A 21174-nucleotide genomic window follows, 5' to 3' on the forward strand; every position below is an offset into this window, starting at 1 on the left:
CTCCCGCCGCCGCGATTCACCTCATTCCCTCGTTCCGTCTCGATCCGACCGCCCCGCGCGACGGATCGGGCGGGACGTTGCCGCGGAGACTGCATGACCTTTTCCGACCTTGGCCTGTGCCCCGAGCTGCTGCGCGCCATCGACGCCCAGGGCTATACCACCCCGACTCCTATCCAGAGCCAGGCCATCCCCGCCGTCCTCGGCGGCGGCGACCTGCTGGGCAGCGCCCAGACCGGTACCGGCAAGACTGCCGGCTTCACCCTGCCCATGCTGCAGCGCCTCAAGGACGGCCGTCGCCCGGCCAAGCGCGGCGTGCGCGCCCTGGTGCTGACCCCGACCCGCGAGCTGGCCGCCCAGGTCGGCGACAGCGTGCGCGACTACGGACAACACCTGCCGCTGACCTCCCACGTGATCTTCGGCGGCGTCGGCCAGCAGCCCCAGGTGGATGCCATCCGCCCGGGCCTGGACATTCTGGTGGCCACCCCCGGCCGTCTGCTCGACCTGCAGCAGCAGGGCCACGTCGACCTCTCCGGGGTCGAGATCCTGGTGCTGGACGAAGCCGACCGCATGCTCGACATGGGCTTCATCCACGACATCAAGAAGGTGCTGAAGCTGCTCCCCGAGCAGCGCCAGAACCTGCTGTTCTCGGCGACCTTCTCCAAGGAGATCCAGGCGCTGGCCAACAAGCTGCTCGACGATCCGACGCTGATCGAGGTGGCGCGCCGCAACACTCCCGCCGAGACCGTGGACCAGGCCGTCTACCGGGTCGACCGCGAACGCAAGCGTGATCTGCTCACCCACCTGATCAGCAGCCGCCAGTGGTTCCAGGTGCTGGTCTTCACCCGTACCAAGCACGGCGCCAACCGCCTGGCCGAGCACCTCGACAAGCGTGACATCTCGGCCATGGCGATCCACGGCAACAAGAGCCAGTCGGCCCGCACCCGCGCGCTGACCGCCTTCAAATCCGGCGACCTGCAGGTGCTGGTGGCCACCGACATCGCCGCCCGCGGCCTGGACATCGACGAGCTGCCCCACGTGGTCAACTTCGAGCTGCCCAACGTGGCCGAAGATTACGTGCACCGCATCGGCCGCACCGGTCGCGCCGGTCACGACGGCCAGGCCGTATCGCTGGTGTGCGTCGACGAGCATGGTCTGCTCGGCAACATCGAGAAGCTGATGAAGCGCGACCTGACCAAGCACGTCGAGCCCGGCTTCGAGCCCGACCCCAACGCCAAGCCCGAGCCGATCGAGAACGGCCGCAATCGTGGCCGTGGCGGCAATGGCCGTGGTGGCAACGGTCGCGGCAACGGCGGCGGTGGTCGCAGCGGTAACGGTGGCAACCGCAGCAGCGCCGGCGGTAACCATGGCGGAAACGGCGGCGACCGCGACGGCCAGTCACCGGGGCGGCGCCGGCGTCGGCGCGGCGGACAGGATCGCCAGCGCACTGGCAATTGATATCCGATAATGCGAATGTATTCGCCTTATCGGCCGACACGACGCCTGCAAGGATGCCCATGGACACGCGAGAGCTGATCAACGACTACCGACTCTGGCAGCGCTTTCAGCGCCAGGCACAACTCGACCGCGAGCATCGCGCGGCCTGGCAGCAGCTGGAATCCGCCGGGGTCTCGGCCCAGCGCACCACCGAAGCCTACCGCAGCATGGCCGACAAGGCCGCGACCCAGGGGGCCTGCTATCGCACCCTCTTCCAGCGTGAGCTCGAATCGGGGGAGCGGCTGGCCTGCGAGGGCTGGCTGTTCGTGCGCCGGGTCCTCGCCGAGGGCGGCGCCACCCGCGTACGCGCCGCCCTGCTGCCGAGCTTCACCCTGACCGACGGCACCCTGCCGCCGGCAGAGGCCGGCGTCGAATCCATCACGCTGGAGATCTTCGACCAGCTGCTGGTCGATCGCAGCCTGGCCAGCATGGCGCGGGTCGATCGCATCGATGCCAGCGGCGACAGCCACTTCATCACCCTGATCGACAGTGTGAGAGGCGACCTGCGTCAACATATGAGCTGAACCATGTGGAAGCGACTGTTCGGCAAGCCCCCGATTCGCGTCTGGGTCATCAAGCAGGTCGACGGCGACCTGCTGCACTTGTGCGGCGAGGGCAGGATCACTCCCGAGGGCAAGCGGGCCCGTGACGACATGCTCAGCGCCCTGAAGCGGGGCGAGTACCAGGGCCCCGTGGAAATGATCGACAACGGCCTGGTGCTCAACGCCCGTCTGTTCGCGGCCCTGCTGCCGGACGACGCCTTCCGGCTCGACGCCGACGGCATCGCCCACTGGCAGGGCCAGCGGTGGCACGTCTCCAAGGTTCCCCAGCGCTGCTGGACCTACGACGGGCCGCTGGTCGCGCACACCATGACCCACGGCGACTTCGATCTGGTCAGCAGCGAGGACGTCAGCGGCATCCGCCAGCGTGCCAACAGCGACGCCCAGTCCGACGGGCGGCACCTGCAGTTCGGCGCGGCCGATGAGCTCGAGGGTGAGGCCGAATTCGCCGCACGCTGGCAGCGCCGTCGACAGACGGAGGAGCCGGATGGCGATCACTGACGGCGCGCGCCGACGGGCCGCGCCTTCCTCCCTGGCATTCATCGCCCTGATGGTGCTGGTCGGGCTCAACCTGCGGCCGGCACTATCGTCACTGGCCCCACTGCTCCCTCGCATCGAAGCCGACAGCGGCCTGCCGGTGCTGGCCATCGGCGCCCTGACCACCCTGCCCGTACTCTGCCTCGGACTCTTCGCCCCCTTGGCGCCCTGGCTGTCAGGACGCCTGGGCCCCGAGCGCACCCTGTCGCTGGCCTTGCTGATCCTGGCCGTCGGCCTCGCCCTGCGCGGACTGGCCGCACCGGCGTGGCTGTTCGGCGGTACCCTGCTGGTGGGCGCCGCCATCGGCGTCGCCGGCACGCTGCTGCCCGGGCTGGTCAAGCGAGAGCTTCCCGACAGCGCCGACCTGATGACCGGTGTCTACACCATGGCGCTGTGCCTGGGAGGCGCCCTGGGTGCCGGCCTCAGCATCCCCCTGGCCGAGACGCTGGACGGCTGGGCGCCGGCGCTCACCAGCTGGGCGGCGCTCGCGGCGATCAGCCTGATCGCCTGGCAGACGCTGATGCCGGCATCACCGCCACCGCGGAGGCAAGCCTCGGCCCGCGGCGATACCGGCGCGCTGCTGCGCCAGCCACTGGCCTGGCAGGTCACCCTCTACATGGGCTGTCAGTCCTCGCTGGCCTACATCGTCTTCGGCTGGCTGCCGACCCTGCTGGTGGAACGCGGCTACGACGACGCCGAGGCCGGCTGGATGACCGGCGCCTCGGTGATGCTGCAGCTGGGCGCGGCGCTGTCCGCCCCCTGGCTGGCCCGCCTCGGCCGCGACCAGCGACCGGCGCTGATGCTGGTGCTGAGCCTGATCGCCGGCGGTTTCTGGGTACTGCTGCAGGGACCGATCGAGTGGCGCTGGGCCGGCGTGGCGCTGCTCGGCTTCGGCCAGGGTGGCGGCTTCAGCCTGGCGCTGTCGCTCATCGTGCTGCGTACCGCGGATGCCCGACTGGCCGGCAAGCTCTCCGGCATGGTGCAGGGCGTGGGCTACGCCCTGGCCTCGCTGGGCCCGCTGGGCATCGGCGTGATGCTCGAGCTAGACCTGGGGCTGCCAGGCATCACCCTGGCGTTGACGGCCGTGACTGCCGCCGCCATGGTCTTCGCCCTGCTGGCCGGACGCGATCGTCGCCTGGCCAGCGACGAGACCGGCCACCTCGTGGTGCGCTGACCCCGCCCCACCCCAGGCCCTCTTGTGTGCCGGCGCCGGCGCCCTATCATGGTGGGTGTCTTCCGCCTGGAGCTCCCATGACGTCAACCGCTTCTTCCCTGCTGGTGATCTACACCGGTGGCACGTTCGGCATGGTGGACAGTCCCTACGGACTGATCCCCGGCCACGACATCGAGTCGCGCCTGCGTCGCACCCTGGCGACCCTGCCCCCGGCGCGCCAGGCCGGACTGGCCGACTTCCGACTCATCGCCACGCCGACGCCCATCGACTCGAGCGCCGCCACCCCCGCGGACTGGCAGCGCCTGGCCGGGCTGATCGCCGAACACTACGCCGACCATGCCGGCATTGTGGTGATCCACGGCACCGATACTCTGGCCTGGACCGCCGCCAGCCTGGCCTATCAGCTGCAGGGGCTGGACCGCCCGGTGGTGATCACCGGCGCCATGCAGCCGCTGGAAGCGCCCGGCAGCGATGCGCTGACCAACGTCGAGGCGGCGCTGCGCTTCGCCGCCGATCCGCGGCTGCAGGAGGTGGCGATCTGCTTCGCCGGCCGCCTGCTGCGCGGTGCACGCAGCCGCAAGTGGCAGGCTCGCGAGGCCGACGCCTTCGTCAGCCCCAACCACCCGCCGCTCGGCGAATGGGTCGACGACGACGCCGTGCTCTACCCCGGCCGCGGCCTGGAGCGTGCCCAGCGCGGCGCGCCACGCTTCGAACTGCCCGACTATGCGCCGCTGGCCGCCGGCGCGGTGCCGCGCATCGTGCTGTGGCCGGGGCTCGCCGCCTGGCAGCTCGAGGCCTGGCTGCTGGACGATCGCGTCAAGGGCGCGCTGTTGGAGGTCTGGGGCGGCGGCAACGTGCCCGACGATCCGCGCCTGGCCGGCGTACTGGCCCAGGCCGTCGGCGAGGGCAAGCTGCTCGCCGCCATCAGCCAGTGCCCCCACGGGGCGGTGGCCATCGGCCACTACGCCGCCGGTCAGGCGCTGTCCGATGCCGGCGTGCTGTCCGGCGACGACATGACGCCGGAAGCCGCCGTGGCCAAGCTGGTCCACCTGCTGGCCCAGCCGCTCCCCGATGAGGAACGGCGCCGGCGCTTCCTGACCCCGCTGGTCGGCGAGCGTGCCGCCCCCTGAGGCGGAACGGGGGACCGAGCGTTGAAGACGCCTCGACCGCACCATCGCCATGACGGGGCCCGAACGGCTAGAGTGGAGACACACGTCCGCCCGCACAGGTGCCCTGCCATGGAACATCCCGATCATCCGTTCAGCGAACTCTTCGAACAGCTCGGCCTGGCCTCGGAGCCGGCGGCCATCCAGCGCTTCATCGAGCGCCACTCGCCGCTGCCCGAGAACGTGGAACTGCCCGACGCGCCTTGCTGGAACGAAGGCCAGGCGGAGTTCCTGCGCGAGGCGCTCGAAGCCGACGCCGACTGGGCCGAGGTGGTCGACCATCTCAATGCCTCGCTGCGCAAGGGCTGACCAGGCAGCGCCGGAAAGTGCCTGGAACAAAGCAAAGCCACCAAACGAGAACGCCGCCCGGATGGGCGGCGTTCTCGCTTTCGGATCACGCTATAGTCTGGCCGCGACGCGGTCGAGAATCTGCTGGCTGACGCGATTGACCAACGGTGTCACCGCGCGCTTGACCGCCTTTTCGACCAGCCGGTTATGAATCTCGTACTCCAGGGTCAGCGCCACCTCGGTGCCTTCGGGCACCGGCGTCAGCCGATAGCGGCCTCGGTTCCACACCCCGCTGAGCGATTCCCAGGCCAGCACCTCGGGCGGCTGATGCTCGGTGATCGCCACCTCGAAGGTCCAGTCCATGCGCACCGCGTGCACGTGCCAGCGATAGCGCCCCTCGCCCAGCGGCTCGATGCGCTCGATCAGGTCCGAATAGTCGACGAAGTCCTCGACCCGCTCGAGCAGGGCGAAGACACGCTCGGGCGGCGCCTCGAGAATGGCGCGATGTTCGATGGTGGCCATGCCGGTTCCTTGTGCTGGGGGCCTGTGCTGCCGTGTCAGCTTCACCGAAGGTCCCGGGTGGTGTCCAGCCCGGCACGGCCTCAGGCGAGGTCGCGCATCAGCAGGCCATACGCGAGACGCTCTGGCGCGATGGCGTCGCCCGGCACGGGGATGCGCACCACGTGACCCGATCCCGGGGCCACGCCCACCGCTTCGCCGCGCTTGTTCTCGATGCGTTCGAGGGCGAAACGGCGGTTGCCGCCAGGCAGCATCAGCTCCATGCCGTCACCGACCTCGAAGCGGTTCTTGACGTCGACCTCCAGCACGCCGAGGTCGGGATCGTAACCCAGCACCTCGCCGACGTACTGCTGGTGCACGCCCATCGAGTGGCCCTGCTCGTAGTTCTGGTACAGGTCGTGGACATGGCGGCGATAGAAGCCTTCGGTGTAGCCACGGTTGGCCAGGTTCTCGAGTTCGTCCATCAGGCGCATGTCGAAGGCTCGACCGGCCACGGCATCGTCGATGGCGCGACGATAGACCTGGGCGGTGCGCGCCACATAGTAGGGTGACTTGGTGCGCCCCTCGATCTTCAGCGAGGCCACGCCCATCTCGGCAAGCCTCGGGACGTGCTGAACGGCGCGCAGGTCCTTGGAGTTCATGATGTAGGTGCCGTGCTCATCCTCATGGACCGGCATCAGCTCGCCCGGGCGCGAGCGGTCCTCGATCAGCGCCGTGAGCGTGTCCTGGCCCTCCCTGCCACCGGCGGAGGCGATCATGCCGCCGTCCTGCCTCCTGTCTTGACCCGGTGTCCAGATGCCGCTGGCGTCGTGGGCGGCATTGGCCGGCACCAGGTCGCCGGTCTCGTCCTCGGCGGCCGTCACCTTGCGGTACTTCCAGCGGCAGGCGTTGGTGCAGGTGCCCTGGTTCGGGTCGCGGCGGTTAAAGTACCCGGAGAGCAGGCAGCGCCCGGAGTAGGCGATGCACAGCGCGCCGTGCACGAAGGTCTCGATCTCGAGGTCGGGGCACTCGGCGCGGATCTGGCCGATCTCCTGCAGCGACAGCTCGCGGGACAGGATGATGCGGCGGATGCCCTGCTGCTGCCAGAACGTCGCCGCCGCATAGTTGACGACGTTGGACTGCACCGACAGGTGGATCACCTGATCGGGCCAGCGCTCGCGAATCATCATGATCAGCCCGGGATCCGACATGATCAGGGCGTCGGGACCGGCCTCGATCACCGGCTCCATGTCGCGCAGGTAGGTCCTGAGCTTGCTGTTGTGCGGCGCGGTGTTGGAGGCCACATAGAACGCCTTGCCCCGCTCGTGGGCATAGGCGATGCCCTCGTGCAGGTTGTCGACTCTGAAATCGTTGTTGCGCACGCGCAGCGAGTAGCGCGGCTGCCCGGCATAAACCGCATCGGCGCCGTAGGCGAAGGCGTAGCGCATGTTCTTGACGGTGCCGGCGGGCGACAGCAGTTCGGGGGCTTCCATGAGGCTCACATCACCGGCGGCAAAGGGGCGAAGTCTAGCAACGTCGCCTGTCCACGCTGAATGACATGGATCAGCGTCCTTGGCGCCTGTCCCGTTGGTCAAGTACACTGTGCGCCCCTGCCGGACCGGACCCCGGCCAAGGTCCCGCCGCGCCCGTGACGCGCGCCGGGCAGACAAATTCTCCGCCCCACAGGTATCCCATGTCAGAATCCGCCGCACCGGCCACCGTGGTGATCTACTCCGGTGGCATGGACTCCTTTACCGTGCTGCATCGCGCCCTGCGCGAAGGCCGCGAGGTCCACGCCCTGTCCTTCGACTACGGCCAGCGTCATGCCCGCGAGCTCGCGGTCGCCCGCGAGGTCTGCCGCGAGCTGGGCGTGCCCCACCAGGTGGTCGACATCACCGCCATCCATGGCCTGATCGACGCCTCGGCGCTCACCGACTCCAGCCAGGAGCTGCCCGACGCCGACTACGCCGAGGCCAACCTCAAGGCCACCGTGGTCCCCAACCGCAACATGATCCTGCTGTCGCTGGCGATCGCCAAGGCGGTCAACATCGGCGCCGATCGGGTCGACTACGGCGCCCATGGCGGCGATCACGTGCTCTACCCGGACTGCCGCCCCGAGTTCGTCGAGGCCATGAACGACGTCGCCGGCATCGCCAACTTCGAGCCGGTGACCCTGCACGCGCCCTACCTGCGCGCCGGCAAGGACGAGATCCTCGCCGAGGGCCTGGCCATGGGGCTCGACTACGCCAGGACCTGGACCTGCTACCGTGGTGAAGCCCTGGCCTGCGGCCGCTGCGGCAGCTGCCGCGAACGGCTTTCGGCCTTCGCCGCCAACGGCGCCGTCGACCCCATCGCTTATGACACCACCGGCGACGAGGCCGACGTCTCTTCACAGCGGCCCGATGCCGCCGCCGACGCCGCCGAAGGGTCCGACCATGTATAGCGTCAAGGAAGCCTTCTACTCGCTGCAGGGCGAAGGCGGCCAGGCCGGACGCGCCAGCGTGTTCTGCCGCTTCAGCGGCTGCAACCTGTGGTCCGGGCGCGAGGCCGATCGCGCCGCCGCGGCCTGCCGCTTCTGCGATACCGACATCCGCGGCACCGACGGCCAGCACGGCGGACGCTTCCATGATGCCGAGGCCCTGGTCGATCATCTGACCGCGCTGTGGCCGGATGCCCCGGGCACCGCCACGCCCCAGGTGATCTTCACCGGCGGCGAGCCGCTGTTGCAGCTCGACGAGCCCCTGATCGCCGCCATGCACGAGCGCGGCTTCGACGTCGCCGTGGAGACCAACGGCACCCTGCCGGCCCCGCCGGGCATCGACTGGCTGTGCGTCAGCCCCAAGGGCGAGAGCGTGCTGGCCCAGACCTCCGGCGACGAGCTCAAGCTGGTCTATCCGCAGAGCGACGCCCCGCCCGAGCGCTTCACCGACCTGGACTTCCATCATTTCTTCCTTCAGCCGATGGACACCGCAGCGGTCGGCGGCGGTGACGTCACGGCCGAGACCGTGGCCTACTGCCTGAGCCATCCGCAGTGGCGGCTCTCACTGCAGACCCACAAGATCACGGGGATCGACTGATGACGCTGTTCGTCAACCGCCTCACCCATCTCGACGCCTCCCTGTGGTGCCCCGAACGCGGGCTGATCGGCGCCAGCTGGCGGGTCGACGCCGAACTCGACGGCGAGCTCGGCGAGGACGGCATGCTGTTCGACTTCGGCGAGGTCAAGCCGTGGATCAAGTCGCGCATCGACCAGGGCCCCGATCACACCCTGCTGGTGCCCACCGAGGCGCCCGGCATCAGCGTCCATGAGTGCGCCGAGGGCGTGTGCGTGCGCGCCGAGTCGCCCTACCCGTTCGAGGTCCGCGGCCCGCGCCAGGCTTTCGCCCTGCTGCCCTGGCCGGCCATCACCGCCGAGCGCCTGGCCGAGCACCTGTCGGCCTCGCTCAGCCGCCAGCCGCCGGCCCGGGTCGAGGCGATCCGCCTGACGCTGACCGACGAGGCCATCGACGGCGCCGCCTACACCTACAGCCACGGCCTCAAGCGCCACGCCGGCAACTGCCAGCGCATCGCCCACGGCCACCGCTCGCGGCTGCACGTGTGGCAGGACGGCGAACGGTGCCCGGCGCTCGAGACCGAGTGGGCCGAACGCCTCGCGGATCGCTACCTGGTGGACGAGGCCGACGTGGTCGAGGGCCTGGATGCCGCCTTCACCGGCCGCCTGACCACGCGCTACACGGCCGAACAGGGGCGTTTCGCCCTGACCCTGCCGCGGGAGCGCTGCATCCCGATGCCGACGCCGACCACGGTGGAACATATCGCCGCCTGGCTGGCCGGCGAGATCGCCCGCGAGACCGGCCGCGCCACCCGCGTGCAGGCCTTCGAGGGCATCGACAAGGGGGCGCTGGCGGAGGCCGAGGCGTGAGCTCGCGCCCGGCCATGAGCGAAGAACAGGACGCCGGCGGCTGCCGCCCCGGCTGCGGCGCCTGCTGCATCGCGCCGTCGATCAGCTCGCCGATCCCCGGCATGCCGGACGGCAAGCCCGCCGGGGTGCGCTGCGCCCAGCTCGACGACGACAACCTGTGCCGGCTGTTCGGCCGGCCCGAGCGGCCAGCGGTCTGCGCCCGCTTCGATTACGACCGCGAACTGTGCGGCGACCACCGCGATCAGGCGCTGGCGCGGATCGCCGCGCTGGAAGTCGCCACCTGAGCCTCGACGCCTCGCGCTTCCAAAGGTTCTCTCACACGACCTCCCGCACGACACAAAACGCCCGGCGACGCTCGTCTCTCGAGCCTCGCCGGGCGTTTTGCTTCTTCCATGGCACCTCAGGCGTGTGCGCCGTCAGTCCTCCAGGTCGGCGGTATGCGGCAGCCGCTTGTCGAGCAGGGTCCGCCAGCGCACCAGCACCGGGGCATCGCTGTGACTAACCTCGCCCAGCAGGCCCCGGAAGGCCATGCGCGCGTCCTCATCCTCCGGATCGACCATCGTCAGCCAGGCTTCCAGGGCGCACAGCTGCTGGTGCAGGTTGCCGTCGCCGCGTGCCTGCTCGAGCGCCTGCTCGATCAGACCGCGCACTTCCTCGGCGGGATGCCCCAGGCGGTGGCGCACCTTCGCCAGGTGCACCGCCAGTTCGGCGACGAACAGCGTGGTCCGCTCACGGGCAATCAGCAGGCACTGGTCAAGATAGTCCTCGGCCCGGGCCAGCTCGCCCAGCGACGTACAGGCGTCCACCCACCACAGCGAGGGCCGCTGGTAGGGATCGCGACCGGTGACCTCGACGAACTCCTCCTGGGCCGCCTCGATGCGCTTGAGTCCTTCGCGATCGCCGGACAGCGCCCGCTGCCAGCCCAGCACCTGCCGCGCCGAGACCTGCCACAGCTGCAGGTCCGGCGTGCCGGTGATCTCGTAGGCGCGCTCGGCGCGCTGGGACGCCAGATGCTCGTGTCCCACCTGGCGATAGAGCGCCGCGGCATACATCAGCGCCATGGCCAGGCTGCCCGGGTGATTGATGCGCTCGGCCAGGCGGATCGCCGACTCCACCTGCTGCTGAGCGCGATGATAGTCGCCGCGCAGGCACAGCGCCCAGCTCTGGAAGCAGGTGGCCGCCACCTGGGGATGATCGGAGAACGGCAGCCACTCGATCATCATCGGCGAATTGAGCGGGTCGATCTCCTCGAGATGCTCGTAGGCCTGCTGGATGCGGCCGGCCCAGTACTCGCAGCTGGCCCGGGCGAAATCGGCCAGGCGCCGGTAGCGCGGGTCCTCGAGCCGCGCGGCCAGGTCCGCCAACCGCGAGGCCAGCAGGAAGGCATCGGCGTGGGCGTTGCGCTGGCTGCAGCCGACCCACAGGCCCCACTTGACCAGAAACACCTGCTCCAGGTCCTCGCTGTCTTCCGGCACCTCATCGGTACAGGTCAGCAGCTCTCGGGCACGCACGAAGCTCTCGTGGGCGGTGGGTGAGGCGTGCCCTTCCAGAGCGAAGGCGGCCTGGCCACGCACCGTGTGCAGGCTGACCTCGCGTTCTTCCTGGCCTTCCACGTGACGCAGGCTGGCCAGCCCGAAGTCGGCCATGCGCAGCGCGGTGCGGTTGGCGCTGACCTTGAGCGCCTCGCGGGCGGCAAGCTCGAAGTAGCGCGCCCCGCGGGCATGGTGGCCGCTGCGCCGCAGATGGACGGCGAAATCGCCCGGGTGGCGGCTGATCCACACCGGAAAGCGCTCCTCGATCAGCGACACGACCTGGCGATGCAGGGCCACACGCACGTCCCGCGGGCAGGACAGGTAGGCCGCTTCCTGCAGCAGCTGATGGGTGAACTGATACTCGCGCCCCTCTTCCGTCTCGTCGACCGGCTCGACGATCTCCAGGCGGATCATCTGCTCCAGCGCCGCATTCAGCTGCGGCATCTCCCGGTCGCTGCACTCGGCGAGGAAATCGAGCCGGAAGCGGCGGCCGAGCACGGCCGCCACGTGGGCGACCTCGCGGTCGGCGTCGAGCTGGTCGATGCGGCTGGCCAGCAGCCCCAGCAGGCCCCGCGGCAGCTCGTCGAGGTCGACCTGGCGCCCCTCGCGGCGATCCAGGTCGACGCGGCGGCAGATTTCCTGCAGGTACAGCGGCACGCCGTCGCAGCGCTCGACGATCTGGCTGCGCAGGCGCGGGCTGAGCTGCAGCCGATAGCGCCGGGCCAGCTGGGTGAGCAGCCGGGACGACTGCATGGGGTCGAGCCGGCCGAGGGTGATCTGCTGATCCCAGTCGAGCGAGGTCGGCAGCGCTTCGCGGCCGTGGTGGCTGGCCACCATCAGGAAAGGACAGTTGATCGGCAGGCGCGCCTGGAGGCCGGCCAGCACCTTGAAGGAGGGCTCGTCGAGCCATTGCAGGTCGTCGACCATCAGCACCAGGGTGCGCGACTCGGTGAGACGTTCGATCAGGCGCTGCAGCACCCCGACCACCAGCTCCACGGCCTCGCCGTTCTGGGTGAGCATGGCCACCTCGCGGGGCTCGCAGACGCCGAGCGCTTCCTCCAGCAGCAGCCGCGACTCGTCGCCGAGGTCTTCCGGCATCAGCGACGCCAGTCGCTCGGCATCGACGTCATCGCCGAAGTGCCAGTGCAGCAGCTGCCGAGCCACGCCATAGGGCTCCTGGATCGACAGCCGGGTGGTGGGCTGCCAGCAGATCGCCGCCTCGCGGCTCTGTTCGAGATGGCGGAAGCCGACCAGCAGCGCCGACTTGCCGAGCCCCGAAGGGCCCCGAACCAGCACGCTCTGGCGCAGCCCGATGCCGGCCCGGGCCAGGGCATCGCGCAGCGTGCGCAGCGCCCCCTCGCGACCGATCAGGCTCGGCGGCAGCGCCTCGCGCCCACCTTCATTCGCCCCGAGGACCAGCGCCCGCAGCCACACACGGCCGTCGCTGGCCACCAACCGCGAGGAAAGCCGCGGCTGAAGGTCGAGCGCCGGCGGCATGTGCTGGCTGGCCTGCTGGGAAATCACCAGCTCGCTGCCCTGGGAGGCGGCCATCAGTTCCAGCGCGCCCTGGGTCACCTCGCCCAGCGGGTCGACCAGGTGGCGCTCCGGCAGGTAGACCACCTGGCCGCTGTTGAGGCCGGCGGCGAGGCAGATGCCCGGCGGCTCGCCCTCCCCGCTCCAGTGACGGACGCACTCGTCTGAGAGCGAGCGCTGGCAGTGTTCGTAGAGCGCCACCAGCTCGGCGAGCTGGTGGGCCGGACCGTGGGTGCCGAAGCAGGCCAGCCCGATGCCGCCGGCGGCACCGGGCAGCCAGAAGCCGCCCAGGTGATGGCACTGCTGCTCGAGCCAGCGCATCAGCTCGATCTGCAGGGTTAGGCAGGCCCGGGTCTCACCGCGGGTGGAAAGATCCGCGTCCAGCTCCAGGCGAATCGCCATCACCGACAGCTGACGCATCTCGATCTCGTCGTCGCGCAGCGGCGCGCTGTCCGCGGCCAGGGTACGCGAGAAGCCGACGCCGGGGGCGTTGGCCTCGTCGGGGACGCCATCCGACCAGTAGCGCGCCAGCTGAAGGAAGGCGGGGTCCGGCTGCTGGCCGGTCAGCGCCAGCAGCTGAAGGTAGGCGTTGTACTGCTCGTGGGCGGCGGCCAGCTGGCCCTGCTCGGCGAGCTGGCGCACCAGCCGCTCGTGAAAGGGCCCGTAGCCGGAGAAACGGCTGACCAAGGTTTCCAGCAGCGAATCGGGCAGCGGCTCGGACTGTTCCAGCACCGCCTCGGCGTAGCGGATCACGCGCTGACGCCACTCGTTGCGGACCTGGACCAGCCAGCGCTGGAACTCGGCGCAGGCGGCGAGCTGCAGCTCCTCCACCAGGTCACCCTGGTAGCACTCCAGGATGTCTTCCAGGGTCGCCACCTCGGCGGGTGCCTCGAGCATCGACTGGAGCTCGTGGAGGTCGAACCGCCACGCCTCGGGCAGCTCGAAGGCGATGGTCTGGCGGGATACCGACAGCACCTCCTCGGCCTGCTCACCGAGCGACTGACGCAGGCAGTGCAAGGCATGCCGCAGGTTGGTCCGCCCCGAGGAGAGGCCCTGGTCGGGCCACAGCAGTTCGGCGAGGGTCGCGCGGTTGACCGGCTGCTCGTGCAGCAGCAGGTAGACCAGCAGCGCCTTGACCTTGTCGTAACTGAAATGGGTCAGCGCATCGTCGCCTAGGGTCAGCGAAAAATGACCGAATAACGCCAGGCGATCTTGTTCTTCACGGGTTACGGCGTCGGAAGCATCCCGCATGATTGTTAGGCCCTGCTGGGCGGCGCCCCGAACTCAGGCGGGAACACCGCTGTGAAAACGAAATGCCGTATCCGGCATGGTGATCAGCTCGGCTTCTCGCGCGGCGAGGAAGGCGATGCGATCGTCGATGGCCTCCGGGGCGGCCCGGCGGGCCAGCATCAGGTAATCCTCATAGTGACGCCCTTCCGACTTAACCAGACTGCGATAGAACTTGGCAAGCTCATCGTCAAGGTGAGGAATCAAACGGGCGAAGCGCTCGCAGCTGCGGGCCTCGATCAGCGCGCCCACGATCAGGATATCGATCAGCCGCTCGGGATCTTCAGTGCGCACATGGCGCCGCAGCCCCTCGGCATAGCGCGAGGCCGACAGGTGACGATAGACGATGCCACGTTCCTCCATCAGCTTGACCACCTGCTCGAAGTGCAGCAGCTCCTCGCGGGCCAGCTGGCACATCTTGGTCAGCAGCAGCGGGTGATCCACGTAGCGGTAGAGCAGGCTCATGGCCGTGGAGGCGGCCTTCTTCTCGCACTGGGCGTGGTCGATCAGCAGCAGCTCGGGGTTGTCGAGGGCCCAGTCGATCCAGGCATCGGGGGTCGGGCAGTGAAGAAAGGCGAGCAGCCCCTCGGGCAACAGGTCAACGGGGGATGGAGCGTCGGCAATGGCGGTCATCGAAGGGTCCGGCGGTTCGTGTCTGAAAGCATCAGGAGTGCGAGGCTCTGGCCTCGCGGCGCGCCTCGGCGGCGGCCATCAGATCGGCGGCGAGACGGGCGTGCAGGGTCGTGGCATCGAGCGGCTCGAGCGGCGCCAGGCCGTAACGCGACAGGTCGCGGATACGGTCGCGTCCGACGCGCAGCAGCTCCACCGCCCGGGACAGCGGCGGTTGCTCCGCGCGAAAGCGAATCCGGTGGCGCACCAGCTGGGCTTCCAGGGCGTCGGCATCGACCACGCTCAGATGACGCCCGGCCACGTCGACGCGCAGGGCATCCAGCTCGGCCATGCGCTGCTCCCGCTCGTCGCCGCCCAGGGCCGGCCAGTCGCGAATCTCGTCGTCGATGCGTTGACAGCCGCGGCAGACGCGATCGCCCACCGTCGTCGAACACAGGCCCACACAGGGGGAAGCAACACGCCCCGCCATCGGCACTCCTCTGCGTTGATGAAAGTCGCACCATGGTAACGCGACGCCCGCACACTGGCACCCCGAAGGCGCTCGGACATGACCAGAGACCAAAGTTCGACCCCCGCCATGGCCGGGATTCTTAACATTGTCGACAGTTTCTCCTAGAATAGCGCCACCGTTGACCGTGCTGATTCCGACGAGCCGAGCGACTCGCCGCGGCGTCATCGCCGCCGCAGGACGCTCGGCCACTACCAACCAATGAGGGCCACCACGTGCTTGAAGCCTATCGCCAACATGTCGAGGAGCGCGCCCAGGCGGGCGTTCCGCCGAAGCCGCTGAACGCCGAGCAGACGGCTGCCCTGGTCGAACTGCTGAAGAATCCGCCCGCCGGCGAGGAAGAGGCCATCCTCGACCTGCTGACCAACCGCGTGCCGCCGGGCGTCGACGAGGCCGCCTACGTCAAGGCCGGCTTCCTGACCGCCATCGCCAAGGGCGAGGCCGAGTCCCCGCTGATCGACCGGATCCACGCCGTCAAGCTGCTGGGCACCATGCAGGGCGGCTACAACATCGCCTCGCTGGTCGAGCTGCTGGACGACGACTCGCTGGCCAAGGAAGTGGGCGAGCAGCTCAAGCACACCCTGCTGATGTTCGACGCCTTCCACGACGTGGAAGAGCGCGCCAAGGCCGGTAACGCCGTGGCCAAGGAGATCATCGAGTCCTGGGCCGAGGCCGAGTGGTTCCTCGCAAAGCCCAAGCTGGCCGACAAGATCACCCTGACCGTGTTCAAGGTGCCCGGCGAGACCAACACCGACGACCTCTCCCCGGCCCCGGATGCCTGGTCGCGCCCGGACATCCCGCTGCATGCCAACGCCATGCTCAAGAACCCGCGCGACGGCATCGAGCCGGTCGAGCCCGGCGTCACCGGTCCGCTCAAGCAGATCGAGGAAGTGAAGGCCAAGGGTCACCAGGTGGTCTACGTCGGCGACGTGGTCGGCACCGGCTCCTCGCGCAAGTCCGCCACCAACTCCGTGCTGTGGTTCTTCGGCGACGACATCCCCAACGTGCCGAACAAGCGCGCCGGCGGCTTCTGCTTCGGCGGCAAGATCGCGCCGATCTTCTTCAACACCATGGAAGATTCCGGCGCCCTGCCGGTCGAGATGGACGTCGAGAACCTCGAGATGGGTGACGTCATCGACGTCTACCCGTATGAAGGCAAGGTCTGCAAGCACGGCACCGACGAGGTGCTGACCACCTTCGAGCTCAAGACCCAGCTGCTGCTCGACGAGGCGCGCGCCGGCGGCCGTATCCCGCTGATCATCGGCCGCGGCCTGACCGCCAAGGCCCGCGAATCCCTGGGCCTGGCCCCGTCCGACGTCTTCCGCCTGTCCGAGCAGCCGGCCGACACCGGCAAGGGCTTCACCCTGGCCCAGAAGATGGTCGGCAAGGCCTGCGGCATGGAAGGCGTGCGCCCGGGCATGTACTGCGAGCCGAAGATGACCACCGTGGGCTCCCAGGACACCACCGGTCCGATGACCCGCGACGAGCTCAAGGACCTGGCCTGCCTCGGTTTCCAGGCCGACCTGGTGATGCAGTCCTTCTGCCACACCAGCGCCTATCCGAAGCCGGTCGACGTGGAGACCCACCACACCCTGCCCGACTTCATCATGAACCGCGGCGGCGTCTCGCTGCGCCCGGGCGACGGCATCATCCACAGTTGGCTCAACCGCATGCTGCTGCCCGACACCGTGGGCACCGGCGGCGACTCCCACACCCGCTTCCCGATGGGCATATCCTTCCCTGCCGGCTCCGGCCTGGTGGCCTTCGCCGCCGCCACCGGCGTGATGCCGCTGGACATGCCGGAATCGGTGCTGGTGCGCTTCAAGGGCCAGCGTCAACCCGGCGTCACCCTGCGTGACCTGGTCCACGCCATCCCCTACTACGCCATCCAGCAGGGGCTGCTGACCGTCGAGAAGTCCGGCAAGAAGAACGCCTTCTCCGGCCGCGTGCTGGAAATCGAGGGCCTCGAGGACCTCACCGTCGAGCAGGCCTTCGAACTCTCCGACGCCTCCGCCGAGCGTTCCGCCGCCGGCTGCACCATCACCCTCTCCGAGGACAGCGTCAGCGAGTACCTGAAGTCCAACATCACCCTGCTCAAGTGGATGATCGCCAACGGCTATGGCGACGCGCGCACCATCGAGCGCCGCATCAAGGGCATGGAAGAGTGGCTCGAGAACCCGAGCCTGATGCGCGCCGACAAGGACGCCGAGTACGCCGAGGTGATCGAGATCGACCTCGACCAGCTCGACCAGCCGGTGCTGTGCGCCCCGAACGACCCGGACGACGCCCGCCTGCTCTCCGACGTGGCCGGCCAGTCCATCGACGAGGTGTTCATCGGCTCTTGCATGACCAACATCGGCCACTTCCGCGCCGCCGGCAAGCTGCTCGAGAAGCAGCCCGCAGGCAGCCTGAAGACCAAGCTGTGGCTGGCACCGCCGACCAAGATGGACCAGCACCAGCTGACCGAGGAAGGCTACTACGGCATCTACGGCCGCGCCGGCGCACGCATGGAAATGCCGGGCTGCTCGCTGTGCATGGGTAACCAGGCCCGCGTCGCCGCCAAGAGCACCGTGGTCTCCACCTCCACGCGCAACTTCCCCAACCGCCTGGGCGACGGCGCCGACGTCTTCCTGGCGTCCGCCGAGCTGGCCGCCGTGGCCGCGGTCGAGGGTCGCCTGCCGAGCGTCAGCGAATATCGCCGCTACATGAGCGAGTTCGACGCCATGGCCGGCGAGATCTATCGTTACATGAACTTCCACGAAATCGAGGAATTCCAGAAGGCCGCCTCGAACGTGATCCCGGTGAGCCAGGAAGCCTGATCACCGCCATCGTCACCGATGCTCGCAACATCGCAGGCCCGCCGTCCGGCGGGCCGTCGACGACCGAAGCGCCCCGCCCCGTGCAGGGCGCTTTTTTGTGCGCCCTGCCCGCGTCGCGATTCCTCTCAAGGGGGACTTTCCTCATCGCCTGACTGTGGCATCATCGAGGGTACATCGACCGAGGAGACACCCCGTCATGCCTGCCATCGTCACCCCCGATCTGTGCGACGCCTATCCCGAAGTGGCCGTGCTCGAGCCGATGTTCGTCAACTTCGGCGGCCATGAGGCCTTCTTCGGCCCGGTGCGCACCGTCAAGTGCTTCGAGGACAACTCGCTGGTGCGACAGACCGTCAACGAGCCCGGCGACGGCGCCGTGCTGGTGGTCGACGCCGGCGGTTCCACCCGCTGCGCCATGCTCGGCGACCGTCTCGCCGAACAGGCCGCCGGCAACGGCTGGGCGGGCGTGGTGATGTACGGCTGCGTGCGCGACGTGGACGAGCTGGCCGAGACCGAGCTCGGCATCCAGGCCCTGGCCGCCCATCCGCGCAAGAGCGAGAAGCACGGCGAGGGCCAGCGGGACATTCCGGTCAGCTTCGGCGGTGCGACCATCGAACCGGGCCAGTGGCTCTACGCCGACAACAACGGCATCCTGATCGCCGACGACCGCCTCGTGCTGGACTGACCCCCCGGTGGACACGGTCCGGCGGCTTGCCGCCCGACTGACTCGGCTGGCAGGGTGAGAGCATGCTCCACGACATGCCACCATCATGCTGACCACGCCTCGCCTGAGCGGCGATGTGCTGCGCAGCCTCAAGCACCATCTGCGTCCGCTGATCGCCTTTCACGCCTTCTTCACCCTGCTCGCCTCCAGCCTGCTGCTGCCGGCGGCGGGCTGGGGCCTGGCCCGGATGCTGGGGCGCCTCGACCGCCCGCTGATCACCCTCGAGGCCCTGTTCGCGGTGCTGGGGACACCGGGCGGTATGGCCTGGCTGCTGGCCACGCTGGCCGTCACCTTCCTGATCCTCTACCTGCAGCAGGCCGGCATGACGCTGGTCGCGGTGCGTCCCCGTGACAACCATCTTCGCCTGGCCGCCGAGGCGCTATGGCAGAGCCTGCGACGGCTGCCTGCGCTGTCCGGCCTGGCCCTGCTCCAGGTCGGCACGCAGCTGCTGCTGATACTGCCCGTGGCCGGCATCGTGGTGACGCTCCACGGCCGCCTGCTTGGCGACCTTGATCCCTATTATGTCCAGCAGGTGCGCCCCCCGGTACTGTGGGCCTTCCTCGCCACGATCGGCCCGGTGGTGCTGGGCTGGGCCGCCCTGGCCGCCACCCTCTACACCCGCTGGCATCTGGCCCTGCCGGCGCTGATCCTGGAAGGCGTCGGCCCGCTTCGCGCCCTGAAGCGCAGCGCCCGGCTGACCCACGGCTGCCGCACCGGCATCGCGACATCGATCCTGGTGCTGCTGGCGGCGATCCTGCTACTGCCCCTTGGGGTCGGGGCCCTCTTCAACGCCCTCTTCACCCCGCTGCTGGGCCATCTCCCCGAGCGTCGCGAGATACTGCTACCCGCCATGCTCGGCTATGTCACCGCCTACGGCCTGGTGACCCTGGCCGCGGTCTTCGTCGGCATCGCCGCCAACGCCTTGCTGGGAAGCTGCCTCTACCTGCGCCTGGCGCACCGCGAGCCTCGTCCGCCGGCGCCGGCAGCCGCACACCCCGGGCGCCTGGCCTGGGGCGTGGAGTTCGGCGTTCTCGCCTTCGCCATCGCCCAGGCCTGGTGGGTCGTCCAGGACACCACGATCCGCGAGGAGGTCGACAACATCGCCCACCGCGGCAGCTCGATGGCAGCCCCGGAGAACACCCTGCCGGCCATCGAACAGGCGATCCATGACGGCGCCGACCTGATCGAGGTCGATGCCCGGCTCACCGCCGAGGCCGAGGTGGTGCTCTACCACGACGCCACCCTGTCCCGCCTGGCCGGCGACAAGCGCCGCATCTCCGACCTCGATCGCGGCTTCCTCGACGACGTGGACGCGGGCGGGTGGTTCGGCGACCCCTTCGTGGGCACGCGGATTCCCGGCCTGAAGGAGACCCTGGAGAGGGTCAGGGGGCGTGCGGGGCTGGTGATAGAGCTCAAGCCGGACCCGGGCCGCCGCCAGCGGCTCGTGAGCCGGGTAGTGGCGATACTGGAGGCCGAGGCACGGGCACGGCGAGACTGCCGGAACCGCGCGCCGGACGGTGTCCGCCGCGCGGCCTGCGGCGAGCCCGACCTGAGCTCGAGAATATGGCTGGCCGCCCAGTCCTATGAGCTGCTCGACGAGGTCGCCCGCCAGGCGCCCGCGATGCACCGCATCCTGCTGGCCCAGCTGACGCTAAGGGGCGCCCTTCCCCGGCGCGGCTACGATGCCCTGGCGCTGCGTCACAACCGCATCGACGACCGCGAGGTGAGGCTCGCTCACCGTCACGGCTACGCCCTGATGGCCTGGACCGTCAACGACCCGGCCCGCATGTCCCGACTGATCGACCTCGGCGTGGATGGCATCATCACCGATCGCCCGGCCGCGCTGCGCCGGCTGCTCACCGAGCGCCGTTCGCTGGGCGACGGCGCCCTGCTGCTGCTGAAACTGCGTCACTGGCTGCGTGATTAGGCGTGACGCCGACAGCGCCAGCTCGCCAACAGGCCGACCAGCGCGACACCGACCAACGCCATCGCGCCCCAGCCCACGGCCTCGACCAGCTGGCGAAAGACATCGGGGGCGTGCTGGGGCCGGGCCACCATGCCATGGGCGACCAGCCGCCCGCCGCCGTACAACGCGGCGAGCAGCACGGCCAGGGGCCAGGCGCCGCGCAGCGGTGCCAGCGCCATGGTCAGCCGCCACGGCGGCGACGGCTCCGCCTTCTTGTCGCGGCGCGCGGCATCCTTTCCAGCGGCGGCGGCGTCACGGCGTGACGACGACGCTCGCCCCTTTTCCTTGGACGGTGCCTTGCTTGACGCCCTGGCCGACGCCTTGGCGGCCGCCTGCCTGCCCTGCGACGCCCTGGCAGCCGTCTTCTTCTTTCTTCCGGCCGGCGCACGGCGCCCCAGACGCGCGAAGGCCCAGCGCAGCATCCGCCAGACGATCCATCCGAAGGTGAAGCACACGGTCAGGGCCAGCCCGCCCATTACCAGAAAATACGCCATCGGGCGGCTCCTCGAGACAATCAACCGCCCATGATGCCAAAAGCC

At 69.4% G+C, this 21174-nt stretch carries 19 protein-coding genes; 13 read left to right on the plus strand and 6 right to left on the minus strand.

The annotated features are described in order from the left end of the window. The first annotated feature begins 93 nt into the window (after positions 1-93). The 6 genes from UN84_RS08505 to UN84_RS08530 all read left to right on the plus strand — a co-directional run bounded on the left by UN84_RS08505 (position 94) and on the right by UN84_RS08530 (position 5240). Positions 94-1455 (plus strand): DEAD/DEAH box helicase, encoded by a 1362-nt coding sequence (locus UN84_RS08505; RefSeq protein ID WP_046080305.1) that lies wholly within the window; start codon positions 94-96, stop codon positions 1453-1455. Positions 1456-1514: 59 nt separating this feature from the next. Beyond that, a complete protein-coding gene (locus tag UN84_RS08510) occupies positions 1515-2018 on the plus strand; it encodes a hypothetical protein (protein WP_046080304.1) in 504 nt (167 codons plus the stop codon). A gap of 3 nt (positions 2019-2021) precedes the next feature. After that, positions 2022-2555 (plus strand): hypothetical protein, encoded by a 534-nt coding sequence (locus UN84_RS08515; RefSeq protein WP_046080303.1) that lies wholly within the window; start codon positions 2022-2024, stop codon positions 2553-2555. Further along, complete coding sequence (locus UN84_RS08520) at positions 2542-3765, plus strand: MFS transporter (RefSeq protein ID WP_046080302.1); 1224 nt, start codon at positions 2542-2544, stop codon at positions 3763-3765. Before UN84_RS08515 ends, UN84_RS08520 begins: the two co-directional genes overlap by 14 nt. Positions 3766-3842: 77 nt before the next feature. Continuing rightward, positions 3843-4895, plus strand: coding sequence for an asparaginase (locus UN84_RS08525; RefSeq protein ID WP_046080301.1), 1053 nt, complete (start codon positions 3843-3845; stop codon positions 4893-4895). A gap of 108 nt (positions 4896-5003) precedes the next feature. Beyond that, entirely contained in the window at positions 5004-5240 is a 237-nt protein-coding gene (locus tag UN84_RS08530; protein ID WP_046080300.1) for a DUF2789 domain-containing protein, read from the plus strand. 90 nt (positions 5241-5330) lie between these two features. Here UN84_RS08530 and UN84_RS08535 read toward each other — a convergent pair whose 3' ends face one another. Further along, the gene (locus UN84_RS08535; protein WP_035598695.1) at positions 5331-5741 is read right to left on the minus strand and encodes an SRPBCC family protein; all 411 of its coding nucleotides are present in this window, start codon (positions 5739-5741) and stop codon (positions 5331-5333) included. Positions 5742-5821: 80 nt separating this feature from the next. Then, the gene (trhP, locus tag UN84_RS08540) at positions 5822-7210 is read right to left on the minus strand and encodes a prephenate-dependent tRNA uridine(34) hydroxylase TrhP (RefSeq protein ID WP_046080299.1); all 1389 of its coding nucleotides are present in this window, start codon (positions 7208-7210) and stop codon (positions 5822-5824) included. 200 nt (positions 7211-7410) lie between these two features. Between trhP and queC the strand changes: the two genes are divergently transcribed. From queC to UN84_RS08560, 4 genes are read left to right on the plus strand one after another with little or no spacing between them, the layout of a single operon-like run. Next, positions 7411-8160 carry a 7-cyano-7-deazaguanine synthase QueC gene (gene queC, locus UN84_RS08545; protein WP_046080298.1) on the plus strand — a complete coding sequence of 250 codons (750 nt, stop codon included), beginning with the start codon at positions 7411-7413 and terminating at the stop codon, positions 8158-8160. Further along, a complete protein-coding gene (queE, locus tag UN84_RS08550; RefSeq protein WP_046080530.1) occupies positions 8153-8794 on the plus strand; it encodes a 7-carboxy-7-deazaguanine synthase in 642 nt (213 codons plus the stop codon). Before queC ends, queE begins: the two co-directional genes overlap by 8 nt. Continuing rightward, the gene (locus tag UN84_RS08555; RefSeq protein WP_046080297.1) at positions 8794-9639 is read left to right on the plus strand and encodes a 6-carboxytetrahydropterin synthase; all 846 of its coding nucleotides are present in this window, start codon (positions 8794-8796) and stop codon (positions 9637-9639) included. The genes queE and UN84_RS08555 overlap by 1 nt, the downstream gene beginning before the upstream one ends. Positions 9640-9653: 14 nt before the next feature. Beyond that, a complete protein-coding gene (locus tag UN84_RS08560) occupies positions 9654-9923 on the plus strand; it encodes a YkgJ family cysteine cluster protein (protein WP_106487772.1) in 270 nt (89 codons plus the stop codon). A 132-nt stretch (positions 9924-10055) separates the two neighbouring features. On the opposite strand, the gene UN84_RS08565 is transcribed toward UN84_RS08560, so the two are convergent. The 3 genes from UN84_RS08565 to UN84_RS08575 are packed head-to-tail and all read right to left on the minus strand — an operon-like array spanning position 10056 to position 15090. Continuing rightward, positions 10056-13955, minus strand: a complete 3900-nt coding sequence (locus UN84_RS08565; protein WP_046080296.1) for an AAA family ATPase — start codon at positions 13953-13955, stop codon at positions 10056-10058. 33 nt (positions 13956-13988) lie between these two features. Continuing rightward, a complete protein-coding gene (locus tag UN84_RS08570; RefSeq protein ID WP_046080295.1) occupies positions 13989-14624 on the minus strand; it encodes a tRNA-(ms[2]io[6]A)-hydroxylase in 636 nt (211 codons plus the stop codon). Positions 14625-14655: 31 nt separating this feature from the next. Further along, a complete protein-coding gene (locus UN84_RS08575) occupies positions 14656-15090 on the minus strand; it encodes a DUF1289 domain-containing protein (protein WP_046080294.1) in 435 nt (144 codons plus the stop codon). Positions 15091-15344: 254 nt separating this feature from the next. On the opposite strand from UN84_RS08575, the gene acnB reads away from it, so the two are divergent. The 3 genes from acnB (at position 15345) to UN84_RS08590 (ending at position 20596) form a co-directional block, all read left to right on the plus strand. Continuing rightward, positions 15345-17948, plus strand: a complete 2604-nt coding sequence (acnB, locus tag UN84_RS08580; RefSeq protein ID WP_046080293.1) for a bifunctional aconitate hydratase 2/2-methylisocitrate dehydratase — start codon at positions 15345-15347, stop codon at positions 17946-17948. Between the two features lie 196 nt (positions 17949-18144). Beyond that, the gene (gene rraA, locus UN84_RS08585; protein ID WP_107181994.1) at positions 18145-18630 is read left to right on the plus strand and encodes a ribonuclease E activity regulator RraA; all 486 of its coding nucleotides are present in this window, start codon (positions 18145-18147) and stop codon (positions 18628-18630) included. Between the two features lie 85 nt (positions 18631-18715). Beyond that, on the plus strand, positions 18716-20596 hold the full coding sequence (locus UN84_RS08590) for a glycerophosphodiester phosphodiesterase family protein (protein WP_046080290.1): 1881 nt from the start codon (positions 18716-18718) through the stop codon (positions 20594-20596). On the opposite strand, the gene UN84_RS08595 is transcribed toward UN84_RS08590, so the two are convergent. Continuing rightward, complete coding sequence (locus UN84_RS08595; protein WP_046080289.1) at positions 20593-21129, minus strand: hypothetical protein; 537 nt, start codon at positions 21127-21129, stop codon at positions 20593-20595. The two genes, UN84_RS08590 and UN84_RS08595, sit on opposite strands and share 4 nt — an antisense overlap. Between the last annotated feature and the right edge of the window lie 45 nt (positions 21130-21174).

It is taken from the genome of Halomonas sp. HG01, assembly GCF_000968715.2.
Classification (GTDB): Bacteria; Pseudomonadota; Gammaproteobacteria; order Pseudomonadales; family Halomonadaceae; genus Halomonas; species Halomonas halophila.